At 71.8% G+C, this 21159-nt stretch carries 18 protein-coding genes; 11 read left to right on the plus strand and 7 right to left on the minus strand.

The window, feature by feature from the left end:
* Window positions 1-42 precede the first annotated feature (42 nt).
* From B072_RS0134585 to B072_RS0134600, 4 genes are all read left to right on the plus strand, one after another.
* A complete protein-coding gene (locus B072_RS0134585; RefSeq protein WP_018534561.1) occupies window positions 43-1149 on the plus strand; it encodes an LLM class flavin-dependent oxidoreductase in 1107 nt (368 codons plus the stop codon).
* Window positions 1146-2024, plus strand: a complete 879-nt coding sequence (locus tag B072_RS0134590) for an ABC transporter permease (protein WP_018534562.1) — start codon at window positions 1146-1148, stop codon at window positions 2022-2024. Before B072_RS0134585 ends, B072_RS0134590 begins: the two co-directional genes overlap by 4 nt.
* Before the next feature lie 78 nt (window positions 2025-2102).
* The gene (locus B072_RS0134595) at window positions 2103-3140 is read left to right on the plus strand and encodes an ABC transporter substrate-binding protein (protein ID WP_018534563.1); all 1038 of its coding nucleotides are present in this window, start codon (window positions 2103-2105) and stop codon (window positions 3138-3140) included.
* The gene (locus B072_RS0134600) at window positions 3127-3912 is read left to right on the plus strand and encodes an ATP-binding cassette domain-containing protein (RefSeq protein ID WP_018534564.1); all 786 of its coding nucleotides are present in this window, start codon (window positions 3127-3129) and stop codon (window positions 3910-3912) included. Before B072_RS0134595 ends, B072_RS0134600 begins: the two co-directional genes overlap by 14 nt.
* A gap of 17 nt (window positions 3913-3929) precedes the next feature.
* Here the strand turns inward: B072_RS0134600 and B072_RS0134605 are convergent, their stop codons facing one another.
* On the minus strand, window positions 3930-4433 hold the full coding sequence (locus B072_RS0134605; protein WP_018534565.1) for a cupin domain-containing protein: 504 nt from the start codon (window positions 4431-4433) through the stop codon (window positions 3930-3932).
* A 78-nt stretch (window positions 4434-4511) separates the two neighbouring features.
* On the opposite strand from B072_RS0134605, the gene B072_RS49880 reads away from it, so the two are divergent.
* From B072_RS49880 to B072_RS0134625, 5 genes are all read left to right on the plus strand, one after another.
* Window positions 4512-4757, plus strand: coding sequence for a putative leader peptide (locus B072_RS49880; protein ID WP_324603840.1), 246 nt, complete (start codon window positions 4512-4514; stop codon window positions 4755-4757).
* Window positions 4758-4848: 91 nt separating this feature from the next.
* Window positions 4849-6057 (plus strand): LLM class flavin-dependent oxidoreductase, encoded by a 1209-nt coding sequence (locus B072_RS0134610; RefSeq protein WP_026246602.1) that lies wholly within the window; start codon window positions 4849-4851, stop codon window positions 6055-6057.
* Window positions 6058-6078: 21 nt separating this feature from the next.
* A complete protein-coding gene (locus B072_RS0134615; protein ID WP_018534567.1) occupies window positions 6079-7440 on the plus strand; it encodes an NtaA/DmoA family FMN-dependent monooxygenase in 1362 nt (453 codons plus the stop codon).
* 287 nt (window positions 7441-7727) lie between these two features.
* Window positions 7728-8594, plus strand: a complete 867-nt coding sequence (locus B072_RS44795; RefSeq protein ID WP_018534568.1) for a glutathione S-transferase C-terminal domain-containing protein — start codon at window positions 7728-7730, stop codon at window positions 8592-8594.
* A gap of 179 nt (window positions 8595-8773) precedes the next feature.
* Window positions 8774-10135 (plus strand): aminopeptidase C, encoded by a 1362-nt coding sequence (locus tag B072_RS0134625; RefSeq protein ID WP_018534569.1) that lies wholly within the window; start codon window positions 8774-8776, stop codon window positions 10133-10135.
* A gap of 57 nt (window positions 10136-10192) precedes the next feature.
* On the opposite strand, the gene B072_RS0134630 is transcribed toward B072_RS0134625, so the two are convergent.
* From B072_RS0134630 to B072_RS0134650, 5 genes are all read right to left on the minus strand, one after another.
* Window positions 10193-11428, minus strand: a complete 1236-nt coding sequence (locus tag B072_RS0134630) for a cytochrome P450 family protein (RefSeq protein ID WP_018534570.1) — start codon at window positions 11426-11428, stop codon at window positions 10193-10195.
* 220 nt (window positions 11429-11648) lie between these two features.
* Entirely contained in the window at window positions 11649-13127 is a 1479-nt protein-coding gene (locus B072_RS0134635; protein WP_018534571.1) for an amino acid permease, read from the minus strand.
* A gap of 37 nt (window positions 13128-13164) precedes the next feature.
* Window positions 13165-14214 (minus strand): aminotransferase class V-fold PLP-dependent enzyme, encoded by a 1050-nt coding sequence (locus B072_RS0134640; protein WP_018534572.1) that lies wholly within the window; start codon window positions 14212-14214, stop codon window positions 13165-13167.
* Window positions 14215-14436: 222 nt separating this feature from the next.
* Window positions 14437-14973 carry a helix-turn-helix domain-containing protein gene (locus B072_RS0134645; RefSeq protein ID WP_018534573.1) on the minus strand — a complete coding sequence of 179 codons (537 nt, stop codon included), beginning with the start codon at window positions 14971-14973 and terminating at the stop codon, window positions 14437-14439.
* An 85-nt stretch (window positions 14974-15058) separates the two neighbouring features.
* On the minus strand, window positions 15059-16645 hold the full coding sequence (locus B072_RS0134650) for a long-chain-fatty-acid--CoA ligase (RefSeq protein ID WP_018534574.1): 1587 nt from the start codon (window positions 16643-16645) through the stop codon (window positions 15059-15061).
* 268 nt (window positions 16646-16913) lie between these two features.
* On the opposite strand from B072_RS0134650, the gene B072_RS0134655 reads away from it, so the two are divergent.
* The gene (locus B072_RS0134655) at window positions 16914-18095 is read left to right on the plus strand and encodes a TetR/AcrR family transcriptional regulator (protein ID WP_018534575.1); all 1182 of its coding nucleotides are present in this window, start codon (window positions 16914-16916) and stop codon (window positions 18093-18095) included.
* A 10-nt stretch (window positions 18096-18105) separates the two neighbouring features.
* Here B072_RS0134655 and B072_RS0134660 read toward each other — a convergent pair whose 3' ends face one another.
* Window positions 18106-19317 (minus strand): oxygenase MpaB family protein, encoded by a 1212-nt coding sequence (locus tag B072_RS0134660; RefSeq protein ID WP_026246604.1) that lies wholly within the window; start codon window positions 19315-19317, stop codon window positions 18106-18108.
* A 194-nt stretch (window positions 19318-19511) separates the two neighbouring features.
* On the opposite strand from B072_RS0134660, the gene B072_RS0134665 reads away from it, so the two are divergent.
* Entirely contained in the window at window positions 19512-21158 is a 1647-nt protein-coding gene (locus tag B072_RS0134665) for a succinic semialdehyde dehydrogenase (protein ID WP_018534577.1), read from the plus strand.
* Window position 21159: the final 1 nt, after the last annotated feature.

Raw genomic sequence — 21159 nt, forward strand, 5'->3', positions numbered from 1 at the left:
ACGGCTGCCGTCCGCGTCCGCTCTTCCCCGAGGTGCCCCCGCATGTCCACGCCCGGCCCCGTACTCCACTGGTTCCTGCCCACCGGCGGCGACGGCCGCGACCCCGGCGGCGTCACCGCCGTCCAGAACCGCACCGCGTCCGCCACCCGGCGCGGCGCCGACCTCGGCTATCTCGCCCAAGTGGCCCGTGCGGCCGAGCAGTCGGGGTTCGCCCGGCTGCTGACCCCGGTGGGGCTCGGCTGTGTCGATCCCTGGGTGCTCACCCCGGCCGTCGCCGCGGTCACCGAGCGGATCGGCTTCCTCGTCGCCTTCCGCGCGGGCCTCGCCCAGCCCACACTGCTGGCCCAACAGGCCGACACCTTCCGGCGGTTGTTCGGCGACCGCATCGCCCTGAACGTGGTCACCGGCGGCGATCCGGTCGAGCAGCGGGCGTACGGCGACCTGCTGCCCAAGGAGGAGCGGTACGTCAGGACCGGCGAACTCATGCACGTGGTCCGCGAGTTGCTCGACGGCAAGCCCGTCGACTTCGAGGGGCGTCACGTGCGGGTGGAGGGCGCCCGCCTCGACGGTCCGAGCACGGCGTCGCGCATTCCCCTCTACTTCGGCGGCGCCTCCCCGGCCGCCGAGGACGTCGCGGCACGCCACGCCGAGGTGCAGCTCCTGTGGGGCGAACCGCCGGCCGCGATCGCCGAACGCATCGCAAGGGTGCGGGACAAGGCGGCGCGGCTGGGCCGCACCCTGCGGTTCGGCATCCGGCTGCACGTCATCACCCGGGACACCGCCGCCGAGGCGTGGGCGGAGGCCGACCGCATCCTCGCCGGCATCGACCCGGCGGCCGTCCGCGCCTCCCAGGAGCGCTTCGCCCGCATGGACTCCACCGGACAGGCGCGGATGGCGGCCCTGCACGGCGGCTCGGCCGAGAACCTGACCGTGGCGCCCAACCTGTGGGCCGGCATCGGCCTCGTGCGCGAGGGCGCGGGGACCGCGCTGGTCGGCTCGCACGACGAGGTCGCCCAGCGGCTCTTCGAGTACCGGCAGCTCGGCATCGACGAGTTCATCCTGTCCGGCTATCCGCACCTGGAGGAGGCCTACCGCGTCGGCGAAGAGGTCGCCCCCAGGCTGCGGGCCCTCACCGAGGCGGCGGCGTGACTCTCATCGAGGGAACGGAATCCCCGAGTGTCCGCCCCGCCCAGGACGCGCACCGGGCGCCGTCCCGGACCCGGCGCACCTGGGCGGCGGCAGCGGCCCTGCGCTGGACGGCACTGCGCCTCCTCGCCCTCGCCGTGCTGCTCGCCTGCTGGCAGGCCGTCGTCGTGGCAGGTGTCTGGCCCCGGGTCCTCGTGCCGTCGCCCGGGGACGTGTGGCACGCCTTCGTCGAGGCCTCGACCGTCCACGACGGAGTGCGCGGCTTCAGCAACCACCTGCTCATCGAGCACCTGGGCGTCTCCCTGCGCCGGATCGGCATCGGCACCGGGTACGCGGCCCTGGTCGGCGTGCCGCTGGGCCTGCTCATCGGCGCCGTCAAACCGATCGCGGTGATCCTGGAACCCGCCGTCACCTTCCTGCGCACGCTGCCCCCGCTCGCGTACCTCTCCCTCCTCGTCATCTGGTTCGGCATCGACGAGTCCCCGAAGATCTGGCTGCTCGTCATCGCCGCGCTGCCGCCCGTCGCTGCGGCCACCGCGGCGGCGGTCCGCGGGGTGCCGGCCGAACTGGTGGAGGCGGCCCGGGCGCTGGGCGCGGGACCCGTGTCCCTGCTGCTCGCCGTACGCCTCCCCGCCGCTCTGCCGGAGATCCTGACCGGGGTGCGGATCGCGGTCGGCATCGCGTACACCTCGGTCGTCGCCGCCGAGACGATCAACGGCGTGCCGGGCATCGGCGGCATGATCCGCGACGCGCAGCGCTACAACCAGACCGATGTCGTCATCGCCGGGATCATCGCCATCGGCCTCTCCGGCATCCTCCTCGACGCCCTGTTCAAGGGCGTGGAGCGGGTGGCGGTCCCGTGGCGGGGCCGCGCCTGAGGGCCTCGCCCGCGTCCCTTCCCCGGTCCTGCGTCTCTGTCTCCGTGCCCTTTCCTCCCTCCGTACTAAGGAACCGTCATGCCCGTGTCCCCGCGCCGCACCGTCCTCCTCGCCGCCGCCGCGTCCCTGGTCGCCCTCACCACGACCGCGTGCGGCGACGGTGCCGACGCCGCCACCGGTGACGGAAAGACCCAGGTGCGCATCGCCTACCAGGCGATACCCAACGCCGACCTGGTGGTGAAGAACCAGCGGCTCCTGGAGAAGGCGCTGCCGGACGTCGACGTGAAGTGGGTGAAGTTCGACTCGGGCGGCGACGTGAACACCGCAGTGATCGCCGGGTCGGTGGATCTCGGGCTCGCCGGCTCCAGCCCCGTCACCAAGGGGCTGTCGGCGCCGCTCGACATCCCGTACAAGGTGGTGTGGATCCACGACCTGATCGGTGAGAACGAGGCGCTCGTCGCGAAGAAGGGCATCTCCTCCGTCAAGGCCCTCAAGGGCAAGAAGATCGCCACGCCCTTCGGGTCCACCTCGCACTACTCCCTTCTCGCGGCCCTGGAATCGGCCGGGCTCAAGGCATCCGACGTGAGCCTCGTCGACCTCCAGCCGCAGGACGCCCTCGCCGCCTGGCAGCGCGGCGACATCGACGCCGCGTACGTGTGGACCCCCGCCCTCACCGACCTGGAGAAGGACGGCAAGGTGCTGGTCACCAGCCGTCAGATCGCCGACCAGGGCAAGCCGACCGCCGACCTCGGCGTGGTCACCGACGCGTTCGCGGCCGAGCACCCGAAGATCGTCGATGCCTGGCTCACGGCGGAGGACAAGGCCGTCAAGCTGGCCAAGAGCGACCCGGGGAAGGCGGCCACCGCCATCGGCGCCGAGCTCAACCTCAGCCCCGAGGAGGCGAAGAAGCAGCTCGCCCAGCTCGTCCTGCTCACCGCGAAGGAGCAGCAGGGCGCCGACTACCTCGGCAAGCCGGGCGCCCCCGGCGAGCTCGCGAAGAACCTGCACGACGCGGCCGTCTTCCTCAAGGGACAGAAGGCCATCGACGCGGTGCCCAAGCAGTCGGTCTTCGACGAGGCCCTCGCCGTCAAGGAGCTGTCCCGTGTCGCGGGCTGAGCCGGCCGAGGCCACGGTGCCCGCCTCCGACATCGAACTCTCCGGCGTCGGCGTCCGCTACGGCACGGCCAAGGCCCCGGTGACAGCCGTCGCCGACGTGTCGCTCGCCGTCGGCCCCGGCGAGTTCGTGGTCCTCGTCGGCCCGTCCGGCTGCGGCAAGACGACGCTGCTGCGGCTGGTGGCGGGGTTCGAGCGGCCCGCCACCGGGTCGGTGGAGGTACGCAGGAAGGTCGGCGTCGTCTTCCAGCAGCCACGGCTCTTCCCTTGGCGCACGGTCGGCGGCAACCTCTCCTTCGCGCTGGCCCGGCACGGCGTCGTACGCGCCGAACGAGCCGCCCGCACACAGGAGTTGCTGTCCCTGGTGGGCCTGCCCGGCATGGCCGGGCGGCGGACCTGGGAGCTGTCGGGCGGACAGCAGCAGCGTGTGGCCATCGCCCGGGCGCTCGCCGCCGAACCGCAGATCCTGCTCATGGACGAGCCGTTCGCCGCACTGGACGCGCTCACCCGCGAACGCCTCCAGGAGGAGGTCAGGACGCTGGCGGCGGTCACCGGGGCGACCGTTCTGTTCGTCACGCACTCCGCGGAGGAGGCCGTCCTGCTCGGCTCCCGCGTCGTCGTGATGGCGGCGGGCCCGGGGCGGGTGATCGACGAGGTGACCGTGCCGCTCCCGCGCGAGGCGACGACCGACGTCGCCGCCCTGCGCGGGGACCCCCGGTTCGCCGCTCTGCGGGCCGAACTGGCCGCCGCCACCCGGAACGCGGCGGCAGTCTGACGGGGCGCGCTCAACGCTCATTCGGCGCCGCCGCCCGGCTCCTTCCCGAGGACGTAGAGCTCCGGGAGGTTGACCACGATCGCCTCCTGGGTGCTGCGCGCGATCACCACGACGGCCTCCTCGTCCTCGCTCGGGTTCTCCTCGCGGTGGGGGACGTAGGGCGGTACGAAGATGTAGTCGCCCGGTGCCGTGCGGATGCGGACCTCCTCGGGCGTGCCGGAGGAGTCGTCGAGGAACACGAACTCCGGGTGGCCCTTCACCACGTGGATCGCCGTCTCGGAGGCTCCGTGGTGGTGATCGGACGAGGCGGTGACGGGCGCGACATGCGTCTGCCCCATCCAGATGCGCTCGGAGCCGACGCCGCGTCCGCTGATGGCGGCGAACCGGCGCATGCCGCCGCTCTGGGCGGTGTCACCGTCCAGCCCGTCGGCACGGACGTGATGCAGACGGGAGCTCAGGGGCCGCTCGCCGGGCTCGGGCAGATGCGGGTGGAAGGCGTCGGGTCCGGGCTGCGATGTCATGGGTGAAGTCCTGCTCGTCGGAGGGCGCGCTCGATTTCATGCAGCCGCAATGATCCACCCCTGAACTTCCTGTTACACATGGTGGGGTGGTCCCCTCGGCGGCGAACCGGCTCGACGCCGGCCCTGCCCCACACCGGGAACACACCAGGGAGTCGGGGCGTTGTGACGCACGACGAGAGACGCGCTGACGCGCGGCGGACGGAGGTGCGGCTCGTGCGACACCTGCCCCGCCCCCGTGCCCTGCACCCGCGCCGCGTCGTCCGCCTCCACTCCCGGCCGCACATCGATCTGCAGCGTGTGGCCGCCGCGCTCTGTCGCCCCTGACCTTCCCCTCCCGGCTCCGGCGGGGATCCCGTTCCGCCGCGCGCTCTCTTGCCACGGCCCCTCAGGAAGACTTTCAGGAAGGCACCCACTCGTGTCCTCAACACCCCCTTCTCCGTTGCACCTTGCCGTCGCCCTGGACGGCACCGGCTGGCACCCCGCCTCCTGGCGCGAGCCGGTGGCCCGCCCACGCGAGCTGTTCACCGCCGCCTACTGGGCCGATCTGGTCACCGAGGCCGAGCACGGCCTGCTCGACCTCGTCACCATCGAGGACGGCCTCGGCCCCCAGTCCTCCCACTTCCTGGACCCGGACGAGCGCACCGACCAGGTCCGCGGCCGCCTCGACGCCGTGCTCATCGCCTCCCGCGTCGCCCCGCTGACCCGGCACATAGGTCTGGTGCCGACGGTCGTCGCCACGCACACGGAGCCGTTCCACATCTCCAAGGCGATCGCCACCCTCGACTACGTCAGCACCGGCCGCGCAGGCCTGCGCGTACAGATCACCGCCCGTCCGAACGAGGCCGCGCACTTCGGTCGCCGTACCGTCCCGCGCATCGAGGCCTACGACAGCCCCGCCGCCCGGGACACGGTGGCCGACCTCTTCGACGAGGCCGCCGATCATGTCGAGGTGGTGCGCCGCCTCTGGGACAGCTGGGAGGACGGCGCCGAGATCAGGGACGCCGCCACCGGCCGCTTCATCGACCGCGACAAGCTGCACTACATCGACTTCGAGGGCCGGCACTTCGACGTCAAGGGCCCCTCGATCACGCCCCGGCCGCCCCAGGGCCAGCCCGTCGTCAGCGCCCTCGCCCACGACACCGTCCCCTACCGGCTCGTGGCCCGCTCCGCGGACATCGGCTACGTCACCCCGCACGACCCCGACGAGGCCCGCACCATCGTCGCGCGGATCCGCGCCGAGCAGGACACGGCGGGCCGGGCCGCCGAACCCCTCCACGTCTTCGGCGACCTGGTGGTCCTCCTCGACGACGACGCGGCCACCGCGCACGCCCGTCGGGCACGGCTCGACGAACTCGCGGGAAAGCCGTACACGAGCGACGCCCTGATCTTCGCCGGCACGCCTCGCGAACTCGCCGATCTGCTGCAGGAGTTGGCGAGCGCCGGGCTGACCGGATTCCGGCTGCGGCCCGCCGTCGTCGGCCACGACCTGCCGGCGATCACCCGCGGGCTCGTCCCCGAACTCCAGCGCCGGGGCGCGTTCCGCAGCGCCTACGAGGCCGACACCCTGCGCGGCCTGCTGGGCCTTGCCCGCCCCGCCAACCGCTACGCCGCCGCCACCGCCTGAGCCGGAGGGACCTCCACGATCATGAGCAAGCCACTGAAGCAGATCCACCTGGCCGCCCACTTCCCCGGCGTCAACAACACCACGGTGTGGAGCGACCCGCGGTCCGGCAGCCACATAGATTTCAGCTCCTTCGCCCACTTCGCGCGGACCGCCGAACGCGCAAGGTTCGACTTCCTGTTCCTCGCCGAGGGGCTCAGGCTCCGCGAACAGGGCGGCCAGATCTACGACTTGGACGTCGTCGGCCGCCCGGACACCTTCACCGTCCTCGCCGCGCTCGCCGCCGTGACCGAGCACCTCGGGCTCACGGGCACCATCAACTCCACCTTCAACGAGCCCTACGAGGTCGCCCGCCAGTTCGCCAGCCTCGACCACCTCTCCGGCGGCCGCTCCGCGTGGAACGTGGTCACCTCCTGGGACGCCTTCACTGGCGAGAACTTCCGACGCGGCGGCTTCCTGCCGCAGGAGAAACGCTACTCCCGCGCCAAGGAGTTCCTGGCCACGGCGAACGAACTCTTCGACTCCTGGCACGGCGACGAGGTCCTCGCCGACCAGGAGACCGGCGCCTTCCTGCGGGACGCCAAGGCCGGCTCCTTCGTCCACACCGGGCAACACTTCGACATCCACGGCCAGTTCAACGTCCCGCGCTCCCCACAGGGCCGCCCCGTCGTCTTCCAGGCGGGAGACTCCGAGGAGGGCCGCGAGTTCGCCGCTTCCGGCGCGGACGCGATCTTCAGCCGGTACGCGACGCTGGAGGCGGGACAGGCCTTCTACACGGACGTCAAGAGCCGCCTCGCCCACTACGGCCGCCGCCCCGAGCAGCTGCTGATCCTCCCCGCCGCCACCTTCGCGCTCGCCGACACCGACGCCGAGGCGCAGGAGCTCGCCAGGGAGGTGCGCCGCCGGCAGGTCAGTGGCGCCACCGCGCTCAAGCACCTGGAGTTCGTCTGGAACCGGGACCTGTCCTCCTACGACCCGGACGGGCCGCTCCCCGACATCGACCCCGACGTCAGCGACACCCACATCTCCAAGGGTCGGGCCCAAGTACGCATGTACCGCGACCCGTTGGCCACCGCCCGCGAGTGGCGTGAGCGCGCCGCCGCCCACAACTGGTCCATCCGCGACCTGGTCATCGAGACCGGCAACCGGCAGGACTTCATCGGTTCGGCGGAGACGATCGCCCGCACCATCGACGCGTACGTGCAGGCCGACGCCAGCGACGGCTTCATCCTCGTCCCGCACATCACGCCCACCGGCCTCGACGAGTTCGCCGACAAGGTCGTCCCGCTCCTCCAGGAACGAGGCGTGTTCCGCACCGAGTACGAGGGCCCGACCCTGCGCCACCACCTCGGGCTCGCGCACCCGGACGACGCGGGGGCCTCTTGACGTGGTTCGACATGGGCCCGACACTCCACTACGGGAATCCTAGTGAATTGGTAGGGAAACATGGGTCGTGCCGTGCCGGACCTCGGTGGTGACGCTGTCCGCGTCGCCGTCCGGCCGCTGCCCCTGCTGACGTCCCGCCGTCACATCGATCTCGCGCGTGTGTGCAGCGCGGCGAGTTCCCCGCTCGCGGATGCCCCCGCGCCGGCCTGACCGGCGCGCGCAACCACCGCATCCCGGCCGCGCTGCAGCCGTCGTACGCCTGTGTCCGAGCACTCCGAGGGAGTCGTATGCCCGCCTCACCCCAGACCGCCCTGCCGTCCTTCCGGAGCAGGATCGGATGTGACGCGCGCAGCGGTTACTACGCCGTGCCGCGCCGCTACCGGCTCCACCTCTCGCTGTCCTGTCCGCACTGTCTGCAGATCGCGGTCACGCACCGCCTCCTCGACCTCGGCGACACCCTCCCGGTGACACTGCTGTCCGCCGTGCCGGACGCCCCGGACGGCGGGCACCGCGCGCTGCGCCCGCTGTACGAGGCCAGCGCGCACCAGTACCGGGGAGCGACGGCGGCACCCGTCCTCAGCGACGGCTGGACCGGCACCATCGTCAGCACGCACACCCCCGACATCCTGCGGGACCTCGCCCGGCGCTTCGGCGGGCACGGCCCCGATCTGCACCCGCGCGGCGCCGAGGACGAGATCGAGGCCGTCGGGCGGCTCTGCGAGCGGGAGATCACCGAGGCCGCCCAGCGCGCGGGCGAGCCCGGCGACGACCCGGCGGCCCGCGACACCGCCCTCGCCACGCTCCTGAACGCGCTGGACGGGCTGGAGTCCCGGCTCGGCTCCCGGGACCACCTGCTGGGCGACGGACTCACCCTCGCCGACGTGCAGTTGTGGGTCACGCTGGTCCAGCTCGACACGGTGCACCGCCACCACCTGGACGCCGCCGCGGTGCACCGCATCACCGACCACCCCCGCCTGTGGGCGTACGCACGCCGCCTGACGGCCCATCCCGCCTTCGGCTCCCACCTCGACCTGGACGGCATCGCCCGCAGGCACCACGCCCACTGCCGGGGCGAGGAGGGGGCAGGCGCGGCGGTGCAGATCGTCGACTGGGCGGCGTGCGCGCGGCCCGGGACGGTGCGGCACTCCGGTTGACCGGGGAGGCGGGGCGGACCGTCGCGGGCCCCGTACGGGCAGGTCAGCTCGTGGTTCGGGGCGGCGACCCCGTTGACTGGGGTGGAAGCGCCGTGGAACGGTGAGAGCGGGTAGCCCCCATCACCTGCCCCCGGGCCCGCGCCACCACGGGCCGACTCAAGAACTGGAAGCGGATCCCTGTGACGCTCGGACACTCTCACTCCCCTCAGGCCAACGACCGCAGTATCACCCCCGCGCAACTCGAGCACTTCGAGAAGGAGTTCGCCGCCCGCCCGGCGAACCGGCTGATGCAGAACGCCGTGACCCAGACGCCCGTCGACGACATAGCCCTGGACCGGCGGATCGTGACCGCCGTCGACCACTCGGTCTCCCACCACCTGGACGACTGGAAGGTCACCAACCAGAAGAAGAGCGGCCGATGTTGGATGTTCGCCGGGCTGAACCTGCTGCGCGTCGGCGCCGCGGAGAAGCTCGGTGTGAAGGACTTCGAGTTCTCGCAGAACTATGTGCTGTGGTGGGACAAGTTCGAGCGGGCCAACTACTTCCTCGAGAGCATCGTCGCCACCTCCGACCGCGATGTCGACGACCGCACGGTGGCGCACCTGCTCGGTGACCCCATCAGCGACGGCGGCCAGTGGAACATGTTCGTGGCGCTCGTCGCCAAGCACGGCCTCGTACCGAAGTCGGCCATGCCGGAGACGGACAGCTCGTCCGCGACCGGGCCGATGAACCGCGCCCTGAAGGGACTGCTGCGGCGAGGCGCCCGGGATCTGCGCCGACTCGCGGCGGAGGGCGTCGAGGCGCAGCGTGAGCACAAGCGTGAGGTGCTGGCCGCCGTGCACCGGGTGCTCAGCATCCACCTCGGCACGCCGCCGCAGAAGTTCCTGTGGCAGTGGCGTGACAAGGACCAGGAGTTCCACCGCGAAGGCTGGATGACCCCGACCGAGTTCGCCGCCGCGTACGTGCAGATACCCGTCGACGACTACGTGTGCCTCGTCCACGACCCCCGCGAGTCGAGCCCGGTCGGGCGGACCTTCACCGTCGAGCACCTCGGCAACATCGTCGAGGCTCCGCCGGTGGTCTATCTGAACGTGGAGATGGACCTGCTGAAGAAGCTGAGCATGGACGCCGTCGTCGGCGGCGAACCCGTGTGGTTCGGCTGCGACGTCGGCCAGATGATGCGGGCCGACCTCGGGATCTGGGACGCCGAGCTGTACGACTACGAGGCCGTCTACGACGCGTCGTTCGAGATGGACAAGGCGGCCCGGCTCCTCCACCGCGAGACCCTGATGACCCACGCGATGCTGTTCACCGGCGTGGACGTGGTCGACGGGGCGCCGCGCCGCTGGCGGGTCGAGAACAGCTGGGGCGACGAGCGGGCCGACAAGGGCTTCTGGACGATGAACGACTCATGGTTCGGCGAGCACGTCTTCGAGGTCGCGGTGCGGCGTTCCGCGCTGCCGGCGGAGCTGGCCGCCGTCCTCGACGAGCCGCCGATCGTCCTGCCGGCCTGGGACCCGATGGGCTCCCTCGCCGACTGAGGTGCCGGCCGAGGCAGGGCCCGCCTCCCGCGCACGGGAGGCGGGCCCTCGGCGATGTCAGCCCGGCTGCGCCGGACGCAGCCGCACGGGCAGCGATACGTGCCCGTTGCTGATCAGGGTCGGGAGCGGCCGCAACTCCTCGACGGGGACGGCGAGTTCGATGCCCGGGAAGCGTTCGAAGAGGCTCCGCAGGGCTGTCGTCACCTCGAGCCGGGCCAGTGGGGCGCCGAGGCAGAAGTGGACGCCGTGCCCGAAGGCCAGGTGGTCCTTGGCGGGGCGGGTGGCGTCGAAGCGGTCCGCGCTCTCACCGTGCCAGTCCGGGTGGCGGTTGGCCGCGGCGTACGAGGCGAGGATCGCCTCACCGGCCCGGATCGTGCGACCGTCGGGCAGCGGGATGTCCCGCAGCGCGTAGCGCAGGGGCAGGTGCTTGACGGCCAGTTCGTGGCGCAGGGTCTCCTCCACCACGTCCTCCCAGGTGCAGCGGCCGGCGCGGATGTGGGCCAGTTGGGCCGGGTCGGTCAGCAGGGAGCAGACGGCCTGGTCGATGACGTTGACGGTCGTCTCGTAACCGGCGCTGATCATCAGCAGCAGGGTGTCGCGGAGTTCGGCGTCGGTCAGGGTGCTGCCGTCGCCCTCCTCGTCGCGGGTGGCGATGAGCAGGGAGGTCATGTCGTCGCCGGGCCGGGCCCGCTTCTCGCCGATCAGCTCGTCGAGCAACTGATAGACGGCGGCCGTGTTCTTGGCCGCCTCGTCGGCGGAGAGCACCGTGGAGAAGATGTTGTCCACGAGCCTGCGGAACTCGGCCCCGTGCGTGTCCGGTACGCCCATCAGCCGGCCGACGACGGCGATCGGCAGCGGAACCGCCAGGTACTCGCGCAGGTCGACGACGCCACCGGCCGCAACGTCGGCGAAGCGGTCGAGCAGGCCGGTCGTGAGCTCCTCGATGTCGGCCTTCATGGCGGTGACCCGGCGGGCCGAGAAGGCGGGAGCGACCAGCCGGCGCAGGCGGCGGTGGTCGCTCCCGTAGGCGGTGAACATGTTGTCGACCGCCACCCACAGCGCCAGCGGCCAGGTGGTGACCGTCTGGGCGAAGGCCGGCCAGTGCGCCCGGGCGTCCTTGGAGACGTCGGCACTGGTCAGGAGCTTCTTGAGGAGCGCGGGGTCGGACACGGACCAGGCGGTCACCCCGAGGATGTCCACGAGGGTGGCCGGGCCGCGGGCGTGCAGGGCCCGGTGCTCGGCATGGTGGTCGGCGGCGCTGGGGTCCAGGACGAGTAACTGTTGTTCGGGCACGGCGAGTTCCTCACACGGTGGGGTGGGGGGAGAGTCGGGCGGCCCTGCGCATCCGGCGGTGGCGGCAACGAGACGTCCGGCAGACGGAGCTGGTCGCGCAACGGATGCTCGACAGGTCGGCGCCCACGATCACCAGCATGCCGCACGGCCTCGCATCCCGTAAGGCGCCCTCGTGCCCGTCCCGTGTGCGTGCGGCGGAGCGGTGACGTCCGCGCGGACCTCAGCCGACGACGCGGCTGCCGGGCGCGCGGGCGCCGGGAACGCGGTCCCCGGAACCCTCCGGCGGCAGCGTGCTGTCCGGCAGCGGCTCGGCCGTCTCGTGGCGCCGCGCGCCGAAGCGGTACACGACGACCAGCAGCGCGAAGAACGGCAGACCGGCCTTCCAGGAGTCCTCCAGGCCGTCGATGAACGCGGTGGAGACCAGGATCGCGGCCAGGGCGAGGGCCGCCGTGACGGTGGTGAACGGCGCGCCGCGCAGCCGGGCCGGGGAGCCGGGCAGGCCGTGGCGGGCGCGATGGCGACGGAACATCAGGTGCGTGAGGAGGATGAGGATCCACACGACGAGCGCCCCGAAGACCGAGATGCCGAAGAGCAGGACGTAGGCCGTGTCCTCGGAGTGGACCGAGAGGAGCGCGGCGGCGCCCAGGCCGAGGCCGGACACGGCGAGCGCGCGGTGCGGGACCCCGCCGCGGCCGACCCGGGCGAACGGCCGTGGCGCGTGCCGGTCCACGGCCAGGGAGTGGATCATGCGGGTGGCCAGGTAGGTGTTGGCGTTGGCACTGGAGAGCGCCGCCGTCAGGACCACGAAGTTCATGATGCCCGCGGCGGCCGGGATCCCGGCGACGTCGAAGAGCTGGACGAAGGGGCTCGCCGTGACGTCCCCGCCCGCGGCCGTGCGCTGCCACGGCACCACGGTGACCACCACCGCCATGGCCAGGACGTAGAAGAGCGCGAGGCGCACGACCATCCGCCGGGCGGCGCGCGGGATGTCCCGCACCGGGTCCTCGGACTCGGCGGCGGTCACCGCGATGATCTCGGTCCCGATGTAGCTGAAGATCACGAAGACGAAGGCGGTGCCGAGGCCGCTCAGCCCGTGCGGCAGCAGGCCCCCGTGCCCCGAGAGGTTCGCGGTGCCGACCGCCGCGTGACCGGGCAGTCCGAGCAGGACGTAGGCGCAGCCGAGCAGGACGAAGACACCGATCGCCGTGATCTTGATGGTGGAGAACCAGTACTCCAGGCGCCCGAACACCCCGACGCTCAGCGCGTTCGCGGCCAGGAGCAGCACCGAGAACGCCACCACCGGGGCCCACAGCGGCAGTTGGGGCCACCAGAAACGGACGTAGATGCCGGCGGCGATGACCTCGCCGCCGATCGCGATCACCTGGATCGTCCAGTACGTCCAGCGGATCACGAAGCCGGCCAGCGGGCCCAGATAGTGGCGGCCGATGGTGCCGAACGAGCCGGTCGCCGGGTGCACCGCCGTCATCTCGGCCAGCGCCCAGCCGATCACCAGGGCGATCGACGCGCAGAGCACGTAGGCGATCACGGCGGCGGGGCCCGCGGCGGAGATGGCGAGACCCGAGCCGAGGAACAGGCCCGTGCCGATGGCTCCGCCCAGACCCATCATGCTGAGCTGACGCCCCGTCAAGGTGCGCTTCAGGCCCTGCTCCTGACCGTTCTTGCTGCCGTCGTCGGGCATCGGACTCGCTCCGTGGGGTGCGGTGTTGCTGGACGGGCTACAGGGCGCGTATCTCGCCGAGCGCGTCGATCAGCGCGTCGACGTCGGACCGGTTGTTGTAGTAGTGGAAGGAGAGGCGGAGCAGGGAGCCGCGCGGGCTGGTGACGATGCGGCGCTCGGCGAGCGCGGCCGCGAGCGCGTCCGGGGCGGGGTCGGCGATCGCCACCTGCGGGCCGCGCCGCTCCGGACCGGCGGGCGAGGCCGGAGTCTCACCGATCTCGGTCAGCCGCGCATGGGCGTACCCGGCAAGGGCGTCGACGTGCGCCTCGATCTCCTTCGGCTCGACGTCCGCCAGGGTGCGCAGGCCGGCCGCGGCCGCGTACGCGGACGGGATCGACGGGGTCCCGGTCTCGAAGCGGCGCGCGGTGTCGGGGAAGTCGAGGTGGCGCGGGTCGAAGGAGAAGGGGTCGACCCGCCCGAACCAGCCGGTGAGCTGCGGGTCCACGTCGTCGCGCAGCCCGCCGCGTACGTAGAGGAACGCGATGCCGGGGACGCCGAGGAGATACTTCAGCGCCCCGCACACCAGGTAGTCGCAGTCCAACTCCCTTACGTCCACAGGGAGTACGCCCAGTCCCTGGTACGCGTCGACGAACACCCGGGCGCCGACCGCGTGGGCCGCGCGCACCGTCTCGGCCGTCGGCAGCCGGGCTCCGTTGCGGTAGGAGACCAGGGGGACGGAGACCAGGTTGGTCGAGTCGTCGATCGCGGCGGCGTAGTCCTCGGCGGGGACGCGGCCGTCACGCTCCGGCACGTACCGCACCTGGGCACCGCGTCGCTCCTGGGCCAGCCAGACGTGCGCGACGGACGGGAACTCCATGTCCGTCGAGACAAGGCCGGGGCGGCGGGACCAGTCCAGAGTGGAGGCCACCTGGTAGGCCCCTTCGGAGGCGCAGCTCACCACCGCGATCTCGTCCTGCCGTGCGCCGATGTGGGCGGCGAACGCGGCGCGGGCGGCGTCCACCTGGGCCATCCACTCGCCCCAGGGCGCTCCCCGGTCGCGCAGGGACCACTGGAACTCCTGAAGAGCCGTCAGTACGTGCTCGGACATCGCTCCCTGGCTGCAACTCGCCAGGTGGACCGTGTCCTTGAGGGAGGGGAACCGGACACGAAAGCTGTCGGCGGCACCCGGGGGCGCGGCGGGCACGGTGGGCACAGGGCGACTCGCTTCCCTCGTGAATTCATTCACGGTGAACGTGTTCAGTGCGAGTGATCGAATCAGTCGATGCGTGTGCCCGTCAACGGTTCGGTCCCGCCGAAGTGTGGGAGAGGGTCACCGGCTCGGCGGTGTCACGCTCACCAGGAACCGTGCCGGGTCGCCGCCCTCGTTGAGGTAGCGGTGCGGGACCCGGGAGTCGAAGGTGCAGCTGTCCCCGGGCCCCAGCTCGTGCCGCCCGCCGCCCGCCTCGACGACCAGGCGACCGCTCAGCACCACCACGCACTCCTCCGACGGGTGGCTGAAGCCCTCCCGCGAGGACGCGCCGCCCGGTTCCAGGACGCCCTCGAGCACTTCGAGGCGGGCGGATCCGGCCGAGACGCGGGTGTACTCGATCCCGCCCTGCGGTGAACGCACCACGATCCGACGGTCGCGCCGGACCACGGCGACGTCGTCCGGCTCGTCCTGCCGGAACAGGTCGAAGAGCGGGAGGCCGAGGGCGGCGGAGAGTTTGCGCAGCGTCTCCAGGCTGGGGTCGGTCAGGCCGCGCTCGACCTGGCTGACCCGTCCGGTCGACACTCCGGCGTGCGCGGCCAGGTCGCGGACGGTCATCTTGCGGGCCTGGCGCAGTTCGCGAATCCGGTTGCCGATCACGCGGCGAGAGTAGCCCAGCGGCGTACACGGGAGATCCGGTCCACCGATCCGGCGACCAAGGGCCATGGAGTGGGGCCGGGCCGCCCTACGGTGTCCGGCCGTGTTCGGCGTCGCGGGTGCGGAGCACGGGTTTGACCACCTTGCCGCCCGCGTTCCGCGGGAGCTCGTCGACCAGCACGAGGTCCTTGGGTCGCTTGAACGAGGCGAGCCGGCCGTCGAGGAAGTCCGTCAGTTCGCCCAGCGACAGGTCGGCGCCGGGGGCGACCGTGACGTAGGCGACCGGGACCTGGCCCCAGCGCTCGTCGGGCCTGCCGATCACCGCGACCTCCCGGACCCGGGGGTGCGCGGCGACGGCGTTCTCCAGTTCGGCGCAGTAGATGTTCTCGCCGCCGCTGATGATCATGTCCTTCGCGCGGTCCACCACCCAGACGAAGCCCTCGTCGTCCCGCCTGACCAGGTCGCCGGAGTGGAACCAGCCGCCGGCGAAGGCCTCGGCGGTCTCCCGCGGCTTGCGCCAGTACCCCTGCGTCAGCGTGGGCCCGCGGTAGACGATCTCCCCGACCTCGCCCACGGCGACGTCGTTCATGTCCGCGTCGACGATGCGGTGCTGGATGCTCGGGATCGGCCGCCCGACCGAACCGAGCTTGCGCAGGGCGTCCTCCCCACGCAGTACGCAGGTGATCGGGGAGGTCTCGGTCTGGCCGAACACGGCCACGTTCAGCGCGTCCGGGAACGCCTCGCCCATCGCGCGCAGCGTCGCGTCGCTCGCGGGCGCGGCGCCCCAGCTGATGATCCGCAGCTTCAGGTCCCGCTTGTCGATGTCGGGCTGCGCGCAGATCAGGTCCCACTGCTGCGGGACGTTGAACACGACGGTGGCGCCCTCGCGTTCGTAGGCGTCGAGCACCGCCCGCGGGTCGAAGGCGCCCAGCGGATGGAGCACGACCGTGCCGCCGACCACGAAGTTCGCGACGACCGAACCGAGCCCGGCGATGTGGAAGAAGGGTGCCGTCAGGAACCCGACGTCGGAGTCGTCGAACATCTCCATCGCGCGGATACAGGTGAGCGCCTGCATCTGCATGTTGCGGTGGGACAGCATCACCCCCTTCGGCCGGCCGGTGGTGCCCGAGGTGTACATGATCAGCGCGGTCGACTCCTCGCTGATGTCGGGCAGTTCCATCGGCTCGTACGCCGCCAGGAACTCCTCGTACGCGAGGAACGCGGGGCGGTCGCCGTCCTCCGGCGCGTTCGTCGCGCCGATGACGACGACCGTGCCGATCGACGCGGCGTTCGGCACGGCCCGGAGCAGGGGCAGGAGCTGTGCGTCGACGACGATCGCCGACGGTGCGCAGTCGGCCAGGATGTGGCCGAGCTCCAGCGGCGCGAGCCGGAAGCTGAGCGGCACGGCCATGGCACCCAGGCTGTTCGCCGCGAACACGCTCTCCACGAACCAGGGATGGTTCAGCGTGAGCAGAGCGACGCGGTCACCCGCGGCGACGCCCCGGTCGGCGAGCGCGGCGGCCAGTCGCAGGGACCGCCGGGACAACTGCGCCCAGGTCGTGGTCTCCCCGAGATGACGCAGCGCCGGCTTGTCCGGGCGCATCATCGCGTGGGTGGCCGCCTGGGACATCCAGTGGTGCCGGAAGGACCAGGCGGGAGCCGTGGCTGTCGACATGGGCGACTCCTGGGGTGTCAGGGCTGTCAGGGGTGTCTGAGGCGTTCGAGGCGTCTGAGGCGTCGTATCGAGCGGTGGCCGCTGCGGCATTGTGCCTTTCAAGTCCGCTGAGCGAGAAGGAGCGTGGAGCAAGTTTGTTAATCAGGAATCACATGGGGTCCGGTGCGCGCCGCCCGTCGCGCGATCCGGCTGCGGGCGGGCCCTGGCCTGGCCCGGCGTGTGATTGACTGAGCCGTATGGCCCCTTCTCCGTACGCGTCAGGCCGGTCATGACCGCCGACTCGATCGCGGTCACCCGCCCCCGTAATCGCCGGCAGCTGATCGTCGAGGCGGCCGGCAAGCTCTTCAGCGAGCGCGGCTACCACGCGGCGTCCATGGAGGAGATCGCCGCGGGCGTGGGCATCAGCGCCACGGCCCTGTACCGGCACTTCCCCAACAAGTACGCGCTGTTCGCCGAATGCGCGCACGTCATGGTGGACCGGCTCGTCGCCGCACTCGACGAGACGCCGGCCGAGGCGGGCCCCGAGGACGTGCTCGCCGCCCTCGTCCGGGTCACCGTGGCGCATCGCGCGTCGGGCGGCGTGTACCGATGGGAGGCCCGGTACCTCGACCGGGAGGACCGGCGGCTGCTCAGGGCGAAGTTCGCGCGCGTCGTCGGACGGGTGGCCGAGGCGGCGCGGCGTGAATTCCCGCTGCCCGACGAACAGTTGCGCACGGTGGCGGCGCTCGGCGCGATCGGGTCCATCACGATGCATCACACCTCCATCGCTCAACGTCGGCTCGACGAACTGCTGTTGGCCTGCGCCCTGCGGGTGATCGCCACCGATCCCGTACGGGGCTCCGGGCCCGCGCCGGGCGCGGGCCGTGGCCGCCCCGTCGAACTGCCCGCCCTGCCGGTGCCCCGCTCCCGGCGCGCGGAGATCCTCGCGGCCGCCGTCCCGTTGTTCGCCCGGGACGGGTTCAGCAACGTCACGAACGGCCAGATCGCCCGGGCGGTGGGCCTCGCCCCGTCCGCGCTCTACCGCCACTACCCGGGCAAGGTCGACATCCTGGCGGCGGCATGTCTGCAGGCGGCGGGGCTGCTGGCCCAGGCCGTGGACCAGAGCCTGCACGAGGTGACCGATCCGCACGAGGCCGTCGCCGCGCTGGCCGCGACCTACGTGGCCTACAGCTTCGGGCACACCGCGCTGACGAGCGTGGCCGAGGCCGAGTTCGGCGGTCTGCCGGCCGAGCTGCAGCGCCCCTTGGTGCAGGCGCAGCGCGAGCACATCGCCGTCTGGGAGCAGCAGTTGCGGCTGGCCCGTCCGGAGCTCGACCCGCGCCAGGCCCGGGTCCTGGTGCACGCCGGGTTCGGCGTGGTCGTCGAGGCCGGACGCAGCCTGCGCTGGCGGGACACGCCCGGCCACCGTGCCGCCGTGACGGGCCTGGTCCTGAGCGCTCTGGGCCTTTGAGCCCGGCGGTTCAGGAGGACGGCCTGTTCCCGGTCGGGATCACGATGGGCGTGGTCGTCCCCGACGTGCCGTTGTTCAGGAACGCCATGGCCAGGGCGCGCACGAACTGGTCGAACAGGTAGAACGCGCCGGGCGCCACGGGTGACAGGCCCTCGCGGAACAGGATGAAGGCGGGCCAGACGGTGCGGATCAGGGTCGCCGACGCGTAGTCGCGCTTCAGCCCCAGCCAGTCGCCGATCTCGTCACTGAGGACGTAGCGCACGAACTCGTTGAGGAATCCGCGCGTGACGCCCAGGTCGACCTGGGCGGTCAACCCCAGCAGATCCTCGGCCAGTTCGATGCCCTCGGTGGTCGGGGAGAGGATCGGTGTGAGCACCTGTGCCGACTGCGCCTCCGCGTCCGCCCACGACTTGGGGATGTACTCGTCGCGCACGCCGAGCAGGTGCAGGGCGACCTGCCAACTGTGCAGGAACGCCTCCTGGTCCGCGGCCGGGAACGGCACCTTCCAGTCCAGCAGCCGCCTGCGCACGTAGGTGCCGAGGCTGTGGAAGGTGACCAGGATGTCGGCGTTGCTGATCGGGATCGACTCGTCCGTCACCGCCGACCAATGGGGCGACTGCGGCAGCAGATGCCGTACGCCCGCGTGCACGAGCCGCGTCTTGTTGGCGGTGACCACGAACTGGCCCGTCGGCCCGAAGCCCTTCAACTGGGCCAGGTCGTAGCCGAACGTGAACGTCTTCGCCGCGCGGTCCTTCATGTTCGCGCCGCCCGCGGACCAGTAGACGCTCTTGGCCTCCCGGGGGATCACCGTGCTCATGATTCCGCTGCCGAGACCGTAGAGCACGAAGAGGTAGGTGTCCTTGCGCCGGTTGAAGTCGGCGGCACGCGCCAGTTTCGCCGGATCGGCCCACGAGGGAAGCCCGTTGACCTTCTTCAGGTACGCGGTGAGGTCGGCCGGCAGCCCGCCGGGCAGCGGGTCGTTGTTGTTCACCCACGACGCCAGCGCGGTGTTGACCGCCGGAACCTGGCCCTTCTCGATCAGTGAGGCGACCAGCTGGTCCACCTCGTCGTCCCACACGTACTCCGGGTCGGTGCCCGCGCCCGCTCCGGCGACCGAGCCCGTCGGGGACCACGCCCACGCGGGAGCGGCCGTGCCCGCCGCGCCCACGAGGCCCAGCGCGGCACTCAAGGACAGGACTTTTCTACGGCTGAGATTGTCCATTAACTTACTCGCCTTCCTGGTAGGACGTGCGGCTCATCACGCCTTACGTGGCGCGGTGTTGGCTAGGCGGCCACGCTTCGGAGCTTGTTCCAGGATGTGATTTTTGATTAACATAGCGAGGTGCGTTGCCGTCGACAAGGGCATCGGAGACGGCGTTCCGGCTCGAACCAGTCCCGTACGACCGAGGAGCCCGCATGACCACGGAGCAGGACCGGGTCCCCGCGCCCGACAGCGCGGCGCCCGACAGTCCCGAGAAGGCGAGCGCGCGCCCCGCATGGGTGACGGACGACGCGATCGCGCAATGGTGTGCGTGGGTGCGCCGGGACGGCACGCCTCAACAGCGCGACGACGCGGCGGAGTCGGCGGCGATCGCCCCGTTCGACCTGACGCCGATCGCGGCCGTTCCCGCGTGCGCACCGGAGGACGTCACGGCGGCCGTGACCGGCGCCCGGTCCGCTCAGCGGGAGTGGGCGCGCACACCCCCGCGGCATCGCCGCGACGTCGTACTCGCCTTCCACGACCTCCTGTTGGCGCGGCAGGACGAGGTGCTCGACCTGATCCAGTGGGAGACCGGCAAAGCGCGCTACCACGCCTGGCAGGAGGTGGGCCAGGTCGCGGCGATCGCCCGGCACTACGGGCGCCGGGCCCGGCACTACCTCGCCCCGCACCCCGTGCGCGGGATGGTGCCCGGCCTGACGAAGGTCAAGGAGATCCGGGTGCCGAAGGGCGTCGTCGGCATCGTCTCCCCGTGGAACTACCCCCTGTACCTCGGCGTCGGCGACGTGCTGCCGGCCCTGCTGGCCGGCAATGCCGCGGTCTCCAAGGCGGACGCGCAGACCGCGCTGACCCTGCTCTGGACGCGCGCTCTGATGGCGCGTGCCGGGTTGCCCGCCGATCTGTGGCAGATCGTGACCGGCCCCGGGGCGGTCGTGGGGACCGCCCTGGTCGACGCCGTCGACTTCGTCTGCTTCACCGGGTCGACCGCCACCGGGCGCACCGTCGCGGAGCGCGCCGCACGCCGCTTGGTCGGGGCCTCCCTCGAACTCGGCGGCAAGAACCCGCTGATCGTCCGCGCGGACGCCGACATCGCCGCGGCGGTGGCCGGCACGGTGACGGCGGCCTTCGCCAACACCGGGCAGATGTGCATCCACATCGAACGCGTCTACGTGCACGAGACCGTCCACGACGCCTTCCGTACCCAACTCGTTCGGGCAATGGGGGAGTTGCGGCTCGGCCGGTCCTACGACTACGCGGCCGACGTCGGCTCCCTCACATCGGCCGCGCAACTCGCGGCGGTCGAGGCGCACGTCGACGGCGCGGTGGCCAAGGGGGCGACCGTCCTCGTGGGCGGCCGGGCCCGCCCCGACATCGGTCCGCTCTTCTACGAGCCGACGGTCCTGGAAGGCGTCACGGACGAGATGGCCGTGTGCGGCGAGGAGACGTTCGGCCCGGTGCTCTCGCTCCAGCCCTACGGCACGGACAGCGAAGCGGTGGACCTGGCCAACCGGGGAACGTACGGACTGTCCGCGTCGATCTGGTCGAAGGACACCGGTGAAGCCGCGCGGATGGCGGAGCGGATCCGCGCCGGATCGGTCAACATCAACGACGGCGCCGCCGCGGCGGCCGGCAGCGTCGAGGCCGGGATGGGCGGCATGGGCGACAGCGGACTCGGCCGACGCCACGGGGCCGAGGGGATCCGCAAGTACACCGAGAGCCAGACCGTCGCCGTCCAGCGACTCCTGCCGCTCGGACCGCCGAAACCGACGCGGGCCTCTGTCGAGAACTTCGTCCGCCGAACCAACAAACAACTGGCCCTGCTGCGCCGCCTGGGGGTGCGATGAA

Origin of the sequence: Streptomyces sp. HmicA12 (assembly GCF_000373565.1) — a bacterium.
GTDB lineage: Bacteria > Actinomycetota > Actinomycetes > Streptomycetales > Streptomycetaceae > Streptomyces.